The organism is Nakamurella deserti (assembly GCF_003260015.1).
Classification (GTDB): domain Bacteria; phylum Actinomycetota; class Actinomycetes; order Mycobacteriales; family Nakamurellaceae; genus Nakamurella; species Nakamurella deserti.
In genome coordinates this window covers 975,835-992,039 of sequence record NZ_QCXS01000003.1, presented here as the reverse complement: position 1 = coordinate 992,039, position 16,205 = coordinate 975,835, and the positions used below count along the sequence as shown (strand labels likewise).

The window sequence follows — 16,205 nt, the reverse complement described above, 5'->3', positions numbered from 1 at the left end:
GGCGGCTCCGCCGCTGCCGGTCGGGTGCGGGCCGACAGGGTGAGCAGCGTCCGGAACGGGCTCGCGACCGACCGGTGGTCCGGGCCGGCCGGGTCCCACCGACTCCCCGGGTTCCTGCCAGGATCGTCGGGACACCGCCGCGCGCTCGAGAAGTGGACCCGCCGTGCCCGATCCGTCCCGCCGTCCCGACCCCGATCCGGTGACGGCACCGTGACCGGCCAGCCGCTCGGCGCGCTGCTCGTCGTGATGGCCGTGGCGGTCGCCGCCCCCATCGTGTCCCGGCTGCTCCCCGGCCGCCCGCCGCAGGTGCTCTTCCTGATCCTCGGCGGGGTGCTGATCGGCCCGGCGGTCGCCGGCGTGGCCGACCCGGCCCAGGTCGGGCTCATCTCCGGACTCGGCCTGGGCTTCCTGTTCCTGCTCGCCGGGTACGAGCTCGATCCGCGGTTGCTGGTTCAGAAGGCGGGCCGGCAGGCCCTGTGGGCCTGGGCGATCAGCGCGGTGGCCGCCGCGGCCATCGTGGGCGGGCTGGCGGCGGTCGGGTTCGTCACGGCCTTCGTCCCGGTGGCGATCGGTCTCACCACGACCGCCCTGGGCACGCTGCTGCCCATCCTGCGGGAGCAGGGGATGCTCGCCGGGGCGTTCGGCCGGTTCGTCTTCGCGGCCGGCGCGGTCGGCGAGATCATGCCGATCCTGGCCATCTCGCTGTTCCTCGGAGCGCACGACTCCTGGTGGGAGGCGCTGATCATCGCCTCGATCGCGGCGTTCGCCTTCGTCATCGCCTGGCTGGTGAAGCTGCTCTCGCACACCCGGGTCGCGGCCATCGTCGGGGAGAACCGGCACGCGACGTCACAGCTGACCCTGCGGATCACCGTGGTGCTGCTGATCGGTCTGTTGCTGATCACCCAGCAGTTCGGCGTGGAGGCCGCGCTGGGCGCGTTCTTCGCCGGCATGGTGCTGCGGCGCACCGCGCACGCGAGCGAGGAACTCGACGACAAGCTCGACGCGGTCGGCTACGGCGTCTTCATCCCGGTGTTCTTCGTCAGTTCCGGGATGGCGCTGGACGTGCGCTCGATCGCGGAGAACCCGGCGCGGCTGTTGGTCTTCCTCGCGCTGCTGCTCGTCGTCCGGGGGGTTCCGGCGATGGTGGTCTACCGCCGGACGCTGGTGGTCCGCGAGCGGGTGCAGTTGATGTTCCTGACCGCGACGGCGCTGCCGCTGCTGGTCGCGCTGGCCGAGATCGGCCGCAGCTCGGGTGCGATGCTGCCCGAGAACGCCGCCGCACTCGTCGGGGCGGGGGTGCTCTCGGTGGCGGTCTTCCCCCTCGTCGCCACCCGGCTCGGGCGGCCGGCCGCGGCGTCCGGCGGGGGCCGCCGACCCGGCGGGCCGGCCACGGGGGTCAGTCGCCTTCGGCGAGCCCGCGCAGGTAGGCGGCCTGTCCGAGGTGCTGCAGGCAGTCACCGAGAACACTGACCAGCCGGGCGCTCATGGTCACGGGCGGGTCCCAGTCCTCGTCGACGATCCGGCCGAGGTCGGCCGCGGTCACGTCGCGGAGGAAGTCCGTCGTCACCGCGTCGACGGCCGCGTGGTAGGCGCGCAGCTCGGCGGCCGGCACCGTGACCGCCCCGACCTCCTCGGGCGACTGGCCGTAGCCGGTCGCCCCGCGGCTGAACGGCAGCTCGAAGCGGTCGGCGAAGCCCTGCTCGGTCCACACCTGCGGGCGGCCGGCGAGCTCGGACAGGTGGGAGTCCTGCACGCGGGTGAGGTGCCAGACCAGCCAGGCGACGGTGTTGGCGTCCGGGTCCGGGCGGTACGTCGCGACCTCGGGGGAGAGGCCGTCCGTGGTGCTCTCGACCAGCTCGCGGATGCGGCCGAACGCGTCGAGCAGCAGTACACGCAGGGCGTCGGTGTCATCAGCCATCCCGACACGGTAAACCGGCCTCGACGGAGGCGAACTCCGGGGCCCCGGCGGCCGGGTCAGATCTCGGCGAGGACGGCCCGGGGTTGGGCGCGGGCGGCGCGGCGGGCCGGGAGGACGGAGGCGGCCACCCCGGCGAGCACCGCCGCGGCGAGCACCAGCAGGACGTCGGTGGTGGGGAAATCCATCACCAGTGGGGTGTCGATCTCGCCGAAGGTGGCGGCGGCCCCCACCCAGCCGTAGACCGCGCCGAGGCCGATCCCGACCACGGCGCCGACGGTGGCCAGCAGCGCCGCCTCCACCGCCAGGCTCATCCGCAACTGACTCCGCCTCAGCCCGAGGGCGCGCAGCAGCGCCGACTCGCGGGTGCGTTCGGTGACCGCCAGGCCCAGCGTGTTGCCGATGCCGACCACCCCGATCACCGCCCCCACCGAGAGCAGCGCGGTGACCAGCAGCAGGATCCGGGTCAGGCCCTTCCAGATGGAGGCGTGGTCGACGGCCGCGCCGGCCAGCGCGATGGACGGGTAGCGGGCGACGATGGGGTTCAGGGCGGTGATCGCGGCGTTGGCGCTGTCGATGTCGGCGAGCCGGCCCCAGAGGGCGACGGGCCCGGCGGCGGGGTCCAGCACGGCCAGGTCGGTGGCCGCGATCACCACGGTGGCGCGCTGGCCGCGGGCGAGGTGGCTGACCGAGACGGTCAGCTCCAGGCTCCCGGCGGGCCCGACGAGCTCGACGGTGTCGCCGGCCTTGAGCCGTGCCGACGACATCAGCCCGTCGGGCAGTGCGATGCGGCCGGTGGGCACCGGGAGCGTGCGGATGACCGCGTCCACGTCGGCGGCGGTGCCGACCGCGGTGACCGGGGTGGGGACGCCGTCCACCCGCAGGTCCGCCAGGGTGCCGGACAGTGTCCGGGTGGTGAGCCCGTCGACCCCCGAGATCTCGGTGCCCAGCCCGCCGGGCAGCGCGGGCAGCACCCGGCCGGTCGGGCTGTCGGCCGACGGTTCGGCCACGCTGGTGATGCTCACGTCCAGCGGGAAGCGGTCGTCCAGGGACGACGACAGGCTGGCCCGGGCGGAGGCGGCGGCGACCTGCAGGGTGACGATCAGGCCGACCGCGATGGTCAGCGCGGTGGCGGTCGCGGCCGCGCGGTGCGGGTTGCGCAGGGCGTTGGCGGCGGCCAGCCGGCCGGGCGTCCCGGCGAGCCGGGCGGCCGGGACGACGAGCCGCAGGAAGCGGGACAGCACGGACCGCAGCAGCAGCAGGACGCCGAGCGCGGACACCACCCCGCCGCCGACGGCCACCGCCAGCGACGGCATCATCACGCCGGCAGCGAGCCCGCCCCCGCCGAACAGCACCATCACCACGCCGAGGAAGGTGCGCACGAGGCCGCGGCTGGCGCTGTGCGGCGCCGGGATCAGCAGGTTCAGTGCGGCCAGCGGCGACACCTTCATCGCCTTCACCGAGGGCAGCAGCGCGGCGATCACGGTGACGCCGATACCGGCACCGACCGACAGCGCGAGCGGCAGCGGGTTCACCGTCAGGCTGGAGGTCTGCAGGTGCGCGATCGGCATCGCGACCAGCGCCGCGCCGACGGCCAGCGGGGCGCCGGCGAGCGAGCCGAGGACCCCGATGAGCAGCGCTTCCCCCAGTACCGAGGAGCGCACCTGCCGTCTGGACGCGCCGATGGCGCGCCACAGCCCGATCTGGCGCTGCCGTTGGTGGATGAGGATGGTGAAGGTGTTCGCGACGACCGTCGAGGCGACGAGTCCGGCGATGACGGCGAAGGCGAGCAGCACGGTGCCCAGCACCTGGGTGCCGCCGAGGGCGAGCTCGACCTGCCCGGCGGCGACGGCCGCACCGGTCCGCACGACGGCCGTGTCGCCGAGGGCGGCGCCGACGGCGGTGGCCAGCGCGCCCGGGTCGGTGCCCGCGGCGGCGGTGACGTCGAACTCGGCGGCGACGCCACCGTCGAGCTCTCCCGCCAGGCCCACCGTGGTGTAGAGCTCGTCGCGGGATCCGGTCAGCGACGAACGGTGCACGTCCAGCAGTCCGACGACGGTGAACCGGCGCTGCGTGGCGTCGGCGGTGGTGACGGTGACGGCGCTGCCGACCGCCAGGTCGTTGCGCTCGGCGGTGTCGGCGTCGACGGCGACGGCGGTCAGCGGGTCGGCGGTGTCGGCCGGCCACTGCCCGTCGGTGAGGTCGAACCAGCGCAGGGCGGGATCACCGGGGATCGACTGGACGTGGGTGAAGCCCCGGGTGGTGGCGGTGGTGAAGGCGAGGATCGCGTGGTGCACCGGTTCCACGGCGGCGACACCGGGGACGGCGGTGATGGCCGCCGGCATCCCGGCGGTGTCGGTCCCGCCGCGCGGCTGGACGATGACGTCGACCCGGGACGCCGCGGCACCCACCGTGCGGGCCAGGTCGGTCCGGAAGCTGTCGGTGAAGATCAGCGTGGACGCGGCGAAGCCGACGCCGATGGCGATGGCGAGCAGCACGGCGGCGAACCGCCGCTTGTGCAGCAGCAGGCCGGCCCAGGCCGAGCGCACTCAGACCGCCAGCGACGACAGGGCGTGCAGCACGCTGTCGACGTCGGGGCGGACGAGTTCGCCACGGAGCCGCCCGTCGGCGAGCAGGATCGCGCGGTCGGCGTAGGTGGCGGCGACCGGATCGTGGGTGACCATCACGATGGTCTGGCCGGCGCGGGCGGCGTCGCGGAGGTGGGCCAGCAGGGCGGCGCCGGTCTTGGAGTCCAGCGCCCCGGTGGGCTCGTCGGCGAAGACGACGGCGGGGCGGGTGATCAACGCCCGGGCCACGGCGACGCGCTGCTGCTGACCGCCGGACAGGTGCGCCGGCCGGTGGTTCAGCCGCTCGGACAGGCCGAGCGAGGTGACCAGCTCGGCGAACAGCGCCTTGTCGACCTTGCGGCCGGCGAGCTCCAGCGGCAGCGTGATGTTCTCCCTGGCCGACAGCATCGGCAGCAGGTTGAAGCTCTGGAAGACGAAGCCGATCCGGTCCCGCCGGTGGATGGTCAGCCGCCGGTCGTCGAGGCCGCCGAGCTCGACTCCGTCGACGAACACCTGGCCGCGGTCGGCGTTGTCCAGGCCGGCCATGCAGTGCATCAGGGTCGACTTGCCGGAGCCGGACGGCCCCATGACGGCGGTGAAGCTGCCGGCCTCGAAGGAGACCGAGACGTCGTCGAGTGCGGTGTAGGCGGCCGGTCCGCGGCCGAAGATCTTGGTGACCCCGACGGCCCGGGCGATCCCGGAGTCGGTGGAGCGGATCGACGACAGCAGGTCGGTCGACGTCATGGTGGCGTCCTTCGCTCGGGCACCGTGCGGGGCGGCCCTCGGGGGTGCGCGACGGTGATTGCAGAGAGCGACTTTACCGTTACACAGTGACACGAGACCATGGATCTACGGGTGATGTTTCCGATCACTGCGGGTAGTCGAACCAGTGGCCGACCGCGTCCGGCCGTCGCTTCGTGGTCCCGCCGGCGCCGATGCCCGGTCCGGTGGTGGGAATGATGACCGAGGGTGGCGACCGGCCCCCCGAGGGGTGCGGATCCACGGCGGCGGGCACCTAGCTGGGCATGACGACCCCGACCGGGCTGCCGGACGCCCTGCAGCGGTTGCGCGACGCCGTCGCCGCGGCGCCCCTGGGCCTGGCGACCGCCGGCCGCGATGCCGCGGCCCGGACCGCCCGCGCCGTCGTCGACCAGATCGACGACTATCTGCTGCCCCGGGTGCGCGACCTCGACGCCCCGCTGCTGACCGTCGTCGGCGGCTCCACCGGCGCCGGGAAGTCCACGCTGGTCAACAGCGTGCTGGGCGCCCGGGTCACCACTCCGGGGGTGCTCCGGCCGACGACCCGCTCGCCGGTGCTGGTCTGCGCGGCCGCCGACGTGGCGTGGTTCTCCGGCACCCGGGTGCTTCCCGGACTGGCCCGCACCACGGGTGGGGGTGACACCCTCAGCGGCATCACCCTCGTTCCCACCGACGCCCTCCAGCCGGGTCTGGCCCTGGTCGACGCCCCCGACGTCGACTCGGTGGTCGAGGCCAACCGCGCGCTCGCCGGGCAGCTGCTGGGGGCGGCCGACCTGTGGATCTTCGTCACCACGGCGGCCCGGTACGCCGACGCCGTCCCCTGGGATCTGCTGCGGACGGCACAGGACCGCGGCACCGCCCTGGCCGTCGTCCTGGACCGGGTGCCGCCCGAGGCGGTCGGCGAGGTCGCCGAGGACCTGGCCGCGATGCTGCGACGCGCCGGGCTCGGCGCGGCCCGGCTCTTCGTCGTCGAGGAACGACCGCTGGTCGACGGCTTCCTGCCCGCGGAGCAGGTGGCGCCGCTGCGGAACTGGCTGCAGGCGCTCGCCGCCGACCAGGAGCAGCGGGCCGCCGTCGTCCGGCAGACGCTGGCCGGTGCGCTGGAGAGTCTCGGCGGCCGGGTCGACCTGGTCGCCGCCGGCGTCGAGGAGCAGGCGGTCGCCGCAGAGGCGCTGCGGGCGGCGGCGGACGCCGCGTACGCCGGTGCCCGTGCCGCCGTCGACGAGGGCGTGGGCAACGGCAGCCTGTTGCGCGGGGAGGTGCTCGCCCGCTGGCAGGAGTTCGTGGGCACCGGGGAGTGGATGCGCAGCCTGCAGGGGCAGGTCGGTCGGTGGCGTGACCGGGTGACCGCGGCGTTCCGCGGCCGGCCCGACCCGGCCGCGGACCTGCAGGGAGCGCTGGAGTCCGGCGTCGAGCAGCTGCTGCGCGCCGAGGCCGACCGGGCGGCGGAGCACACTGTCGTCGCCTGGCGCTCGCTGCCGGGCGGCATCGCGGTGATCGGCGGCCGGGAGACCGAGCTGGACGGGGCCTCGCCGGACTTCGGCCGGAAGGCCGCCGACGAGGTGCGCGACTGGCAGGGTTTCGTGCTCGAGCTGGTGCGTGCGGAGGGCGCGGGCAAGCGGTCGCAGGCCCGGCTGCTGTCCTGGGGCGTCAACGGCGTCGGTGCGACGCTGATGATCGCCGTCTTCGCCTCCACCGCCGGGCTCTCCGGCGCCGAGGTGGCGATCGCCGGCGGCACCACCGCCGTCGGCCAGCGGCTGCTGGAGGCGGTGTTCGGCGACAACGCCGTCCGGGAACTCGCCACGCGCGCCCGCGCCGACCTGGACGCCCGGGCCGACCGGCTGCTGCGCGGCGAGCAGGCCCGGTTCACCGAGCTGCTGGCGGACGTGGCGCCTCCGCCGGACGCCACCGCCGAGCTGCGCGGCGCGCTCGCCGGGCTGGCCACCGCCCGCGGAGCCCGCGCATGAAGCTGGGCAGCGGGCGGCGCACCGATCTCCCGTTGACCGAGCGGCTGGCCGCCCTGCGGGAGGCCGTGGAGGTCGCGGAGGGCCGGCTCGGGGTGCCCGAGGTGTCGCGGGCCCGCACCCTGCTGGCCAAGGCCGGTGCGCGCGAGGCGCTCGGCGACGCGACCGTGGTGGCGCTCGCCGGGGCGACCGGCAGCGGCAAGTCCACCCTGTTCAACGCGGTGAGCGGCAGCGAGGTGAGCACTCCGGGCGTCCGCCGGCCGACGACCGGGGTCGCGCACGCCGCCGTGTGGGGTGATCACGGAGCCGACCGGCTGCTGGACTGGCTGCAGGTGCCGCGCCGGCACCGGGTGCACCCGGCCGAGCCGGCGCTGGACGGACTGGTGCTGCTGGACCTGCCCGACCACGACAGCGTCCGGCTGGAGAACCGGCTGGAGGTCGACCGTCTGGTCGAGCTGGTCGACGTGCTGGTCTGGGTCCTCGACCCGCAGAAGTACGCCGACGCCGCGGTGCACTCGCGGTACCTGGCGCCGCTGGCCGGGCACGCGGGGGTGCTGGTGGTCGTGTTCAACCAGGTCGACCGGCTCGACGACGCCGCGGCGCGGGCCTGCCTCACCGACCTGCGGGGGCTGCTCGACCGCGAGGGACTGGCCGCGACGCCGATCATGCCCACCTCCGCCCGCACCGGAGCCGGATTGCCCGAGTTGCGGGCCGAGCTCGCCGCCCGGGTGGCCGCGCGGCGGGCGGCCACCGACCGGCTGGCCGCTGACGCCCGGTCCGCCGCCGCCGCGCTGGCGCGGCACTGCGCGCCGGACGCCGACGGGGGCCGCGCCCGCGACGACCGGGAGGGCCTGGCGGCCGCGCTCGCGGACGCGGCCGGGGTGCCCGCGGTCGTCAGCGCGGTCGAGCGCTCCGTCCGCCGCGACGGACAGCAGCACACCGGCTGGCCGGTGCTGCGCTGGACCTCGAAACTGCGGGCCGACCCGCTCAGCCGGCTGCACCTGGGGAGCGAGGCGGCCCGCAGCTCGCTGCCCGAGGCCGGTGCGGTGCAGACCGCCGGCGTCGACACGGCGCTGCGCCGGACCCGGGACGCCGCCGGTCAGGGACTGCCGCAGGCCTGGCGGGACGAGCTGCGACGCACCGCGGAGCTGTCGGAGGAGCGGTTGGCCGACCGGCTGGACCGGGCCGTCACCGGCACCGACCTCGGCCCGGACCGCACGCCGGTCTGGCAGCGGGCGGCCGGCGGCCTGCAGTGGCTCCTCGCACTGACCGCGCTGGCGGGAGCGCTGTGGCTGCTCGCTCTCGTCGGGTTGGGCCTGCTCCAACTGGCCGACGTCGTCCCGCTGCCCCGGGTGGAGGGCATCCCGTTGCCCACGCTGCTGCTCGTCGGCGGCCTGCTCGCCGGCCTCCTGCTCGCGCTGGTGAGCAGACCGCTGGTGCGCGCCGGGGCCCGCCGACGGGCCCGGCAGGCACGGCAGCAGCTGACCGACAGGGTGGCCACGGTCGCCGACACCGAGGTGCTCCAACCGCTGACCAGGGTCCGTGCCGACCACGACCGGTTCCGCGCCGCGGTCACCAGGGCCGGCAGCTGACCCCGGCCCGTCCCGGCCCGTCCTGACCCGTCCTGACCCGTCCTGACCCGTCCCGGCCGGCCCCGGCTCGTCCTGACCCGTCCTGACCCGTCCCGGCCGGCCCCGGCTCGTCCTGACCCGTCCTGACCCGTCCCGGCCGGCCCCGGCCCGTCTTGGCCTGTTCCGGACCGGCTCGACCTGTTCTGGCCCGTCCTGATCTGATCTGTCCTGATCTGTCTGGTCCTGTTCTGGCCTGTCCTGATCTGTCAGCGGGGGTCGGGTTCGGCCAGCGCCGCGTCCGGCAGCCACGACACCCCGAGGATCTCCGCGATCCCGGCGAGGGCGGCGCTGTCCGCTCCGGCGGTGTCGGCGGTGGCCCGCAGCCGGCCGACCATCAGCGACGCGATCTGCTCCTCGGCAGTGTCCTCGGCGTAGGCGAGGTGCCACGGACAGATCTGCCCGTCACGGTGGGAGCGGCCCAGGACCTGCCGGGCGGCGATCCCGGAGAAGCGGACGTTGTGCATCAGTGCCTCCCGCGGGGCCGCCGATCCGGTGTCGCCGTCGGCCAGGTGCTCGCCGGCCTGCAGGCTCAGGCTGCTGGTCGGAGTGAACACGACGACCTTCGCCGCACCCGTCTGGAAATGCAGCCGCTCGGCCTCGGCGTCGGCGCCGGTGGTGCCACCGAAGATGCGGGCGACCGGCACCCCGGCCGCCTCGACGGCGTCGGCGATCGGCTGGGCGGCGGCTCCGACGAACTCGCACGACACCGGCACCTGCCGGCCGGCCTCGACGGCGCGCAGCACCCACGCCACGGTCGCGGGCACCCGCAGCAGGGAGGCCTTCTGCCGGAACCGCAGCACCGCGGCGCGGCCGGTGGCGGTGGCGGCCCGCCCCCGGATCTCGCGGTCGTCCTCCAGGGCCCGCAAGGCGCCGCGGAAGGCCGACCAGGCGACGTCGTAGGCGATGCGCTCGTCGGGGGTGAGGGTGACCGGCATCGGCTCCAGCGGCGCCGGCCCCCAGGGGGCGGCCCGGTGCAGGGTCAGCGGTGCCGGTGCGTCCAGCAGCCAGCGCCGGACCGTGCGGGTGGCGTCCTGCTGGGCGGCGGTGTCATCGGCGGCCGCGCCGTCCCAGGTCCAGGTGCCGTACGGGCCCTTGCGGATCGGCAGCCCGGCCTCGAGCAGCCGGCCGCCGAAGTCGGTCCACCGGGTGGTGGGCTCACCGTGGACCTGGGCCAGCAACGGAGCGAGGTAGGTCAGCTCGGCCGGATGGTTGCCGGGGGTGGCGGTCATCCACAGCGTGAACGGTGCCTTGGCGTGCGGGCTGCGGAACCGGGAGACGGCCCGGTAGCGGCGGACCCTGGCGGTGTCCGGATTGCGGTAGAGCTGCGCCTCGTCGACCGCCAGCAGGTCCCACGTCCAGCGCGGCGTGGTGCCGTCGAGCAGGTGCGGCAGCTCGTCCGGCGAGGCGATGAGGATGTCGAGGTCGCCCGGGCCGAGCGCGGTGACCGTGCGCCGCCAGTGCGGGACGGTGATCTGCTTCGGGCGGTCCACCAGGATCAGCAACCGGGTCAGCGTCCGTGCCGCGGCGATCTCCTTCAACGCGAGGAACGCGGTGACGGTCTTGCCGACGCCGGTGTCGTCGGTGAGCAGGAAGCCGCGGGCCGGGGCACCGCCGATGCGGGTGGCCGCGGCGGTGACGATGGCGCGGGCACCGTCCACCTGCAGGTCACGCGGGGTCATTGCGGCGACCGGCGGCGGCGGCGCGCCGGGAGTGCCGTTCGCGTCGTCCTCCCGGCGGCGCAGCACGGTGTAGGGCTGCGACCGGTACGGCGCCAGGTGCGCCGGCAACGCGTGAGCGGTGTGGGTGTGGGCCTTGCGGGCCGGGTCCCACACCGCGCCGTCGACCTGCTGCTGGAAGGGGACCGCCAGGTACCAGAGGCGGCCGGCGGTCGGGTCGTGCGGGCTCGTCGGGCGCGGTGCAGCGGGGCGTCGTGCCGGACGGCGACGGGTGGTGCGGGGCATTCGGCCGATCCTGCCGTCCGGGGGCCGGCCGGCCCGGCAGGGCGAGGCGCCGGGTCGGCCACACCCACCGGCGACAGCGGCCCCGAGGACCGCCGTGCGGTCCTACCGCGGCAGCCGCCAGAGGGCGCCCAGGTCCGCGTCGTAGGACGCGGGCTCGAAGAACACGTGGGCGTTGCCGTCGTTGTGGGTGATCTCGCCGAACCAGCACCGCCCGCGCGCCCAGTACAGATCGATCCGGGCGTAGTCGAAGTCCGCGGCCAGCTGCTCGGCCACCGGGATCATGTCCCGGACCTCGGGCGGCAGCACGAGCGCGGGAGCGGTGGGCATGATCTGGCGCAGGGCGACCGGCTGCAGGTCGGCGTCGAAGAAGTTGACCCGGTGGTCACCGAAGCGGCCCGAGTGCACGCGGATGAGTGCGGTGCGCCCGTGGAAGACGAGGAATTTGTAGTCCGCGGGGACGTCGCCGTCCTCGTCGGTGAGCAGCTCCTCGATGAGCAGCCGCGGCGGGATCTGCTTGTAGGCCCGCTCACGGGACTGCTCGTAGTAGTTGGTCCGCAGCCATCCCTCGGCCGTGCGCAGCACCTCGCTGCGGTCGATGGCGTCCTTGTCCGGCACCAGCAGGTTCATCGCACAGCCGTGGGAACCCTTGAGGACGAACGACTGCGGCAGGTCGTCCCAGGGGATGTCGACCGCGCGCTCGTAGGTGCCGATCAGGGGGATGAGCAGTTCCGGGCCGACGGTGGCGGCCACGTGGTCGCGGACGGCGATCTTGTCGGTGGTCAACGGGATCAGCGGGTTGTCGTCGTGCAGGATCCGCCAGGCCAACTTCTCGTTGTACGTCCTCGGGTTGCGCAGGTCGGGCCGGTAGCCGAGGGAGCGCTGCATGCGTCGCCGGATGACGGCGGCGTCGTAGGTGGTTGCCAGGACCGGCCACCGCTCACCGTGCCGGTCCGCCACGGCGCGCGCGACGACGTCGAGCCGGCGGGTCACCGCGCCGAGCAGCCGACGGGCGACCGGCGGACGCCGTGCGGCGCCGTTGCCGGCCGGGGGCGGTGCGGTGGGGAGACCGGGATCCGCGGCGGGCCGGAGCGGGGTGACCGCAGCTGCGGGGCCGTCCGCCGCCGTGGCGTCCGGGAGGCCGCTGGTCCGGACGTCGTCAGGGGTCGCGAGGTGCGTGGTCATGGGAGGGGTTCCTTCCGAGGTGCTGGCGATGGCGCGGCACGGCGGACCGGGGGTCACAGTCGCACGACCGGTCCGGGGCGCCCGCGCCCCGGCCCCGCGGTCGCGGGGTGGGACCGGCCGATCCGGTCGGCTGCCAGTCGTCCGCGATGAGCGGCGGTGGTCGTGACCCGTTCGGATCAACGCGTTGGCCGGTGCATCGGGAATCTGTGACTGAGAGTAGCAAGCCTGGGCTCGGAGCAGGCATTCGGGTGATGCGGATGACAGTCGGGCTGCGCCCGTCTCGGCGGTCACCGTGCTCGTCGCCGGGACGCCAGGGGTCGGTGTGCGCCGTCTGCCGCCCTACGGGTGGGGGGTGCGGGGCCGTCCGCGCCGGGCGAGCGGTGGATCCGGGCCGTCACCGGTGGGCGGCCCGCAGGGCGCTCATTCCGTGCGGAGCGCGTCCGGCCCGGTGGTCCGGCGGAGCCGGGCGGCGGTGGCGACACCGACGAGAGACGCGGTCAGGACGACCACGCCGCCGCCCACCACCAGCCGGATGACGTCCAACGACACCGCGTCGTCGATGCTGTGGAACACGCGCATCTGTACGACGATCGTCGCGCCCACGATGCCGGCCAGCACAGCGCCGACGACCGCCGGGACGACGGCGGCCAGCACGATCGAGCGGGTGAGCGTCGCGTCCGGCACCCCGGAGGCCCGGGCGAGGGCGAAGATCCGACGGCGGCCGTCGACGTATTCCGCAGCCGACAGCCACTGGCCGAGGGCGCAGATGAGCAGCACCATCAGTGCGCAGCCGATCAGTACCACGCTGACCCAGGTCAGGACGTCCAGGACGCTGCCGGTGTCCGACGCCGTCAGGACCAGCGCCGACTGGCCGCCCAGCCACGCCACCGCCGCCCGGGCGCCCGGCAGCGCGTCCGCGGACATGCGCACGCGCACTTCGACCTGGGCGAGGGTGGTCAGCTCGGGGATCTGAGCGGCGACCGCCCCCGGCGTCAGGATGTACTGGTTGCCGAGGTACCCCTCCCACGGGAGCCCGACGGGGATGGTGTCGGCCGGCGGTGACCAGGTCCCGCCACCCCGGACGACGAACCGGTCGACGGCGGTGGGATCGCCGTGGTGCACGAAGACGTCGCCGTCCGTGCAGGGGACGTCGGCGAGCTCGCCCATGGCATCGCAGGTGGCGAGCCGTGCCGCCGCGTCGGTTCCCACCAACGGCAGGCCTGTCGACAGCGAGACGGTCTGGACACCGGGGACGGCGCCGAGGTCCGCCTGCAGCCTCTGCAGGTCGGCGACGGGCAGGTCGAGGACCACGCCGTCGTACGTCCCGGCGGCCGCGGCGCTCGTCTGCGGGGAGCGGTCCGGCTCGGTGCCGAGGATCGACAACAGAGCGAGCACGCCCGTCAGGGTGGTGGCGATCGCGGCCGCCGGCCGGGTCGACGCCTTCGGCTGCTCCACGAGGCGGCCGCGGGCCAGTTGCGCGGCGGGGCTCCCGGCCCGGAGCCGGCGCGCGAGGCCGAAGGTGAGGGGGCCGACGAAGACGGCCACGCAGAGGACGTCCAGGACGACCATCGGGAACAGCACGAGCACGCCGATGCCCGGATCCCCGCTCGGGGCGTGGGTGTTCCAGTGGACGACGCCGTTCGCCGCGAGCGTCACCGTCAGGAGCAGCAGCCGCCACCACATCGCCGGTGGTCGTTCGTCCCCGTCCCCGACCCCACGCCGATCGGCCCGCCGGGCGCCCAGAGCGGCCGAGGCACCGACCACGGCCGGCACGCCGACGGCGATGACCGCCGCGAACACCGGGTCGGGGGTGACGTCGGCCGACTGGGCGCCGTGGCCGCCGATCGACAGGAACGGAGCCAGCATCCGCAGGCCGAGATACACCGCCGCCGCCAGGACGAGACCGACCGCGGAGGCCACGAGGAGTTCGGCCGTCAGGACGTGGCGCAACTGCTGGCGCGACGCCCCGAGCAGTCGCAGCACATCGGCGCGGCGATCGCGGCGGGCCGCGCCGATGCGGCCGGCCAGCGCCGTGAACACGACGAGGGGCACCAGCAGCACAGCGGTCCCGACCCCCATGATCATCCACAGCTGGAGGTTCAGTGCCGCGGGATCGGGGCCACGGGTGTCCGCTCCCCAGGAGTCCGCGGTGCGCCAGTCCCGCGGGAGGGTGGGCAGGCCCTGGTAGAACCGCCACTCCCGTGCGCTGGTCAGCACGTCCGGATCGATGGTCCCGATCACGGTGCCGCTCACGAGGTTGCGGATCTCGGTCTGGTCGGGGTCGGCCAGCGCGTCGGCGAGGGCAGGGGACACCAGCACCTCGCCGGCCGCCGGGAACACGGCGGTGCCCGGGGGCGGCGCCGCGTCGGGCGGTCCGGCCAGCAGGACGCCGACGACGCTGTGGTCGCCGACCGTGTGGGTCACCGTGCCCGAGCGGAACTCGGGCCCGGACCCGGTCAGGGCCGGCTCGGTGGCGAGGCTGCGCGCGGTGATGGACGTGATCAACGGGTCGACCGTCGCCAGCGCCAGCAACGCCAGCGTGCAGAGTGCGATACCGAGCGCCATCACGAGCAGCCGCTTGCGGTTCCGCCGTTCCGCGGTCGCCATCGACAACGCCCAGCGTGCCTGCGCCCGGACGCCTGCGCGCGACGGCAGGGCCGGCCGCGCCCACCCCGGGCGGTCGACGACCGGCGCCGGGCCGGTCACCGGCGGGTCTCGGTGGTGCGTCCGTCGCGGACCACGATCTCGCGGTCGGACCAGGCCGCCACCCGCGGCTCGTGCGTGACGAGAACCAGTGCGGCATCGACCTCCTCGACCGCGCCGGCCAGCAGCTCCATCACCTTCTCGCCCTGCAGGGTGTCCAGCGCGCCGGTGGGCTCGTCGGCGAAGATGACCGCCGGGCAACCGATGAGGGCGCGCGCCACCGCCACCCGCTGCGCCTGCCCACCGGACACCTGGCCAGGATGCTGGTCGGCGACATCGGCGATCCCGAGGCGGCCCAACCACTCCCGTGCGGCCGCGGCCGCCACCCGGGACGAGGCGCCGCCGAGACGCAGTGGCAGGGCGATGTTCTGCAGACAGGTCAGCTCGGGGATCAGCTGTCCGAACTGGAAGACGAAACCGAACTCGGTACGCCGCACCACGGACAGTTCGCGGTCGCCCATCGTCGCGAGGTCGCGTCCACGGTGGTGGACCGCGCCCGCGTCGGGTCGCAGGATGCCGGCGACGCAGTGCAGCAGGGTGGACTTCCCCGATCCGGACGGCCCGAGGACGGCGACGATCTCGCCCGCCCGCACCTCCAGATCGGCTCCCCGCAACGCCGGCGTGGCCCCGAAACCCTTGACGAGCCCGACGGCGCTCAGTACCGGCGCGGTCGCCGTCCCGACCGTTCCCCCGGCTCCCGGGGCTCCTCCCGGCTGCGTCACCGGCCGACCTGGCCCGCCAGCTCGGCCAGCCGCGACGCGGTGACGTCCAGCCAGCGCAGGTCCGCCTCCAGGTGGAACAACGCGTGGTCACAGATCAACTGGTCGGCCAGGTCGCCGGACCGCTTGCGACGGTTGAACTCCCGCATGGCCTTCAGGTGCTCGGCCCGTTGGGCGTCGAGCAGCCCCGCAGCCGACCGGTCTGACATCAGGGCCAGCACCACCTTCGTGTAGAGGGTGTTCTGCAGGTATTCGGCCGGCTGCTCGGGAGTGGTCAACCAGGCTTCCAGGTCGCTCACCCCCGCATCCGTGATGCTGTAGCGCTTGCGATCCGGTCCCGACCCGGCTTCCGACCCCTCCGCGGAAACCAGGCCGTTGCGGAGCAACCGCGCCAGCGTGGCGTACACCTGCCCGTACGCCAACGGGCGATCCGACCGGAAGATCTGGTCGTGCGCCCGCTTCAGGTCGTAGCCGTGCGACGAACCTGTCTCGATGAGTCCCAGCAACGTGCGCGACACCGACATGCCCCAGGACTATACACACGAGCTATACACCAAGTGAATACGGGTTACCCGGTGGCACCTGGCCGTGGGGCGTCCGGTTCCGCCGACGTCCGTGGGATCTGCCCACCGGATCCGGACGTGCCCACCCTGCAGGCTGGGCATCGCCGGATTCGGTGGGCAGTTCGGGGATGCGGTCAGGGTGGGGGCAGCAGGGCGGGCCGGACGAGCTCCGGGAAGGTCGTCCGACAGCGGAGGCATCACCCCGTCCGGGGCGACCGCGCCCTGGACGACGACGCGCATC

11 protein-coding genes are annotated in these 16,205 nt (G+C 74.7%); 3 read left to right on the top strand and 8 right to left on the bottom strand.

All coding sequences use genetic code 11. The features are described 5' to 3' along the window. Positions 1-210 precede the first annotated feature (210 nt). Positions 211-1,470: a cation:proton antiporter gene (locus tag DB033_RS17840; protein WP_111768431.1), complete on the top strand. Its 1,260-nt coding sequence runs from the start codon at positions 211-213 to the stop codon at positions 1,468-1,470. On the opposite strand, the gene DB033_RS17835 is transcribed toward DB033_RS17840, so the two are convergent. The 3 genes from DB033_RS17835 to DB033_RS17825 are packed head-to-tail and all read right to left on the bottom strand — an operon-like array spanning position 1,397 to position 5,226. Further along, positions 1,397-1,918 carry a mycothiol transferase gene (locus DB033_RS17835; RefSeq protein ID WP_111768186.1) on the bottom strand — a complete coding sequence of 174 codons (522 nt, stop codon included), beginning with the start codon at positions 1,916-1,918 and terminating at the stop codon, positions 1,397-1,399. The genes DB033_RS17840 and DB033_RS17835 overlap by 74 nt on opposite strands. A gap of 56 nt (positions 1,919-1,974) precedes the next feature. After that, complete coding sequence (locus tag DB033_RS17830; RefSeq protein WP_111768185.1) at positions 1,975-4,464, bottom strand: FtsX-like permease family protein; 2,490 nt, start codon at positions 4,462-4,464, stop codon at positions 1,975-1,977. Continuing rightward, positions 4,465-5,226 carry an ABC transporter ATP-binding protein gene (locus DB033_RS17825; protein ID WP_111768184.1) on the bottom strand — a complete coding sequence of 254 codons (762 nt, stop codon included), beginning with the start codon at positions 5,224-5,226 and terminating at the stop codon, positions 4,465-4,467. A gap of 281 nt (positions 5,227-5,507) precedes the next feature. On the opposite strand from DB033_RS17825, the gene DB033_RS17820 reads away from it, so the two are divergent. Beyond that, positions 5,508-7,208 carry a P-loop NTPase family protein gene (locus DB033_RS17820; RefSeq protein WP_111768183.1) on the top strand — a complete coding sequence of 567 codons (1,701 nt, stop codon included), beginning with the start codon at positions 5,508-5,510 and terminating at the stop codon, positions 7,206-7,208. Next, positions 7,205-8,797 (top strand): GTPase, encoded by a 1,593-nt coding sequence (locus DB033_RS17815; protein WP_111768182.1) that lies wholly within the window; start codon positions 7,205-7,207, stop codon positions 8,795-8,797. The genes DB033_RS17820 and DB033_RS17815 overlap by 4 nt, the downstream gene beginning before the upstream one ends. A 245-nt stretch (positions 8,798-9,042) precedes the next feature. On the opposite strand, the gene DB033_RS17810 is transcribed toward DB033_RS17815, so the two are convergent. From DB033_RS17810 to DB033_RS17790, 5 genes are all read right to left on the bottom strand, one after another. Next, complete coding sequence (locus DB033_RS17810; protein WP_205843975.1) at positions 9,043-10,797, bottom strand: DEAD/DEAH box helicase; 1,755 nt, start codon at positions 10,795-10,797, stop codon at positions 9,043-9,045. 102 nt (positions 10,798-10,899) lie between these two features. Next, complete coding sequence (locus tag DB033_RS17805; protein ID WP_111768181.1) at positions 10,900-11,979, bottom strand: ATP-grasp fold amidoligase family protein; 1,080 nt, start codon at positions 11,977-11,979, stop codon at positions 10,900-10,902. Positions 11,980-12,399: 420 nt separating this feature from the next. Beyond that, positions 12,400-14,586: an FtsX-like permease family protein gene (locus DB033_RS17800; RefSeq protein ID WP_157970776.1), complete on the bottom strand. Its 2,187-nt coding sequence runs from the start codon at positions 14,584-14,586 to the stop codon at positions 12,400-12,402. Between the two features lie 95 nt (positions 14,587-14,681). Next, positions 14,682-15,404, bottom strand: coding sequence for an ABC transporter ATP-binding protein (locus DB033_RS17795; protein WP_111768179.1), 723 nt, complete (start codon positions 15,402-15,404; stop codon positions 14,682-14,684). After that, entirely contained in the window at positions 15,401-15,925 is a 525-nt protein-coding gene (locus DB033_RS17790) for a PadR family transcriptional regulator (protein ID WP_111768178.1), read from the bottom strand. The genes DB033_RS17795 and DB033_RS17790 overlap by 4 nt, the downstream gene beginning before the upstream one ends. Positions 15,926-16,205 lie beyond the last annotated feature (280 nt).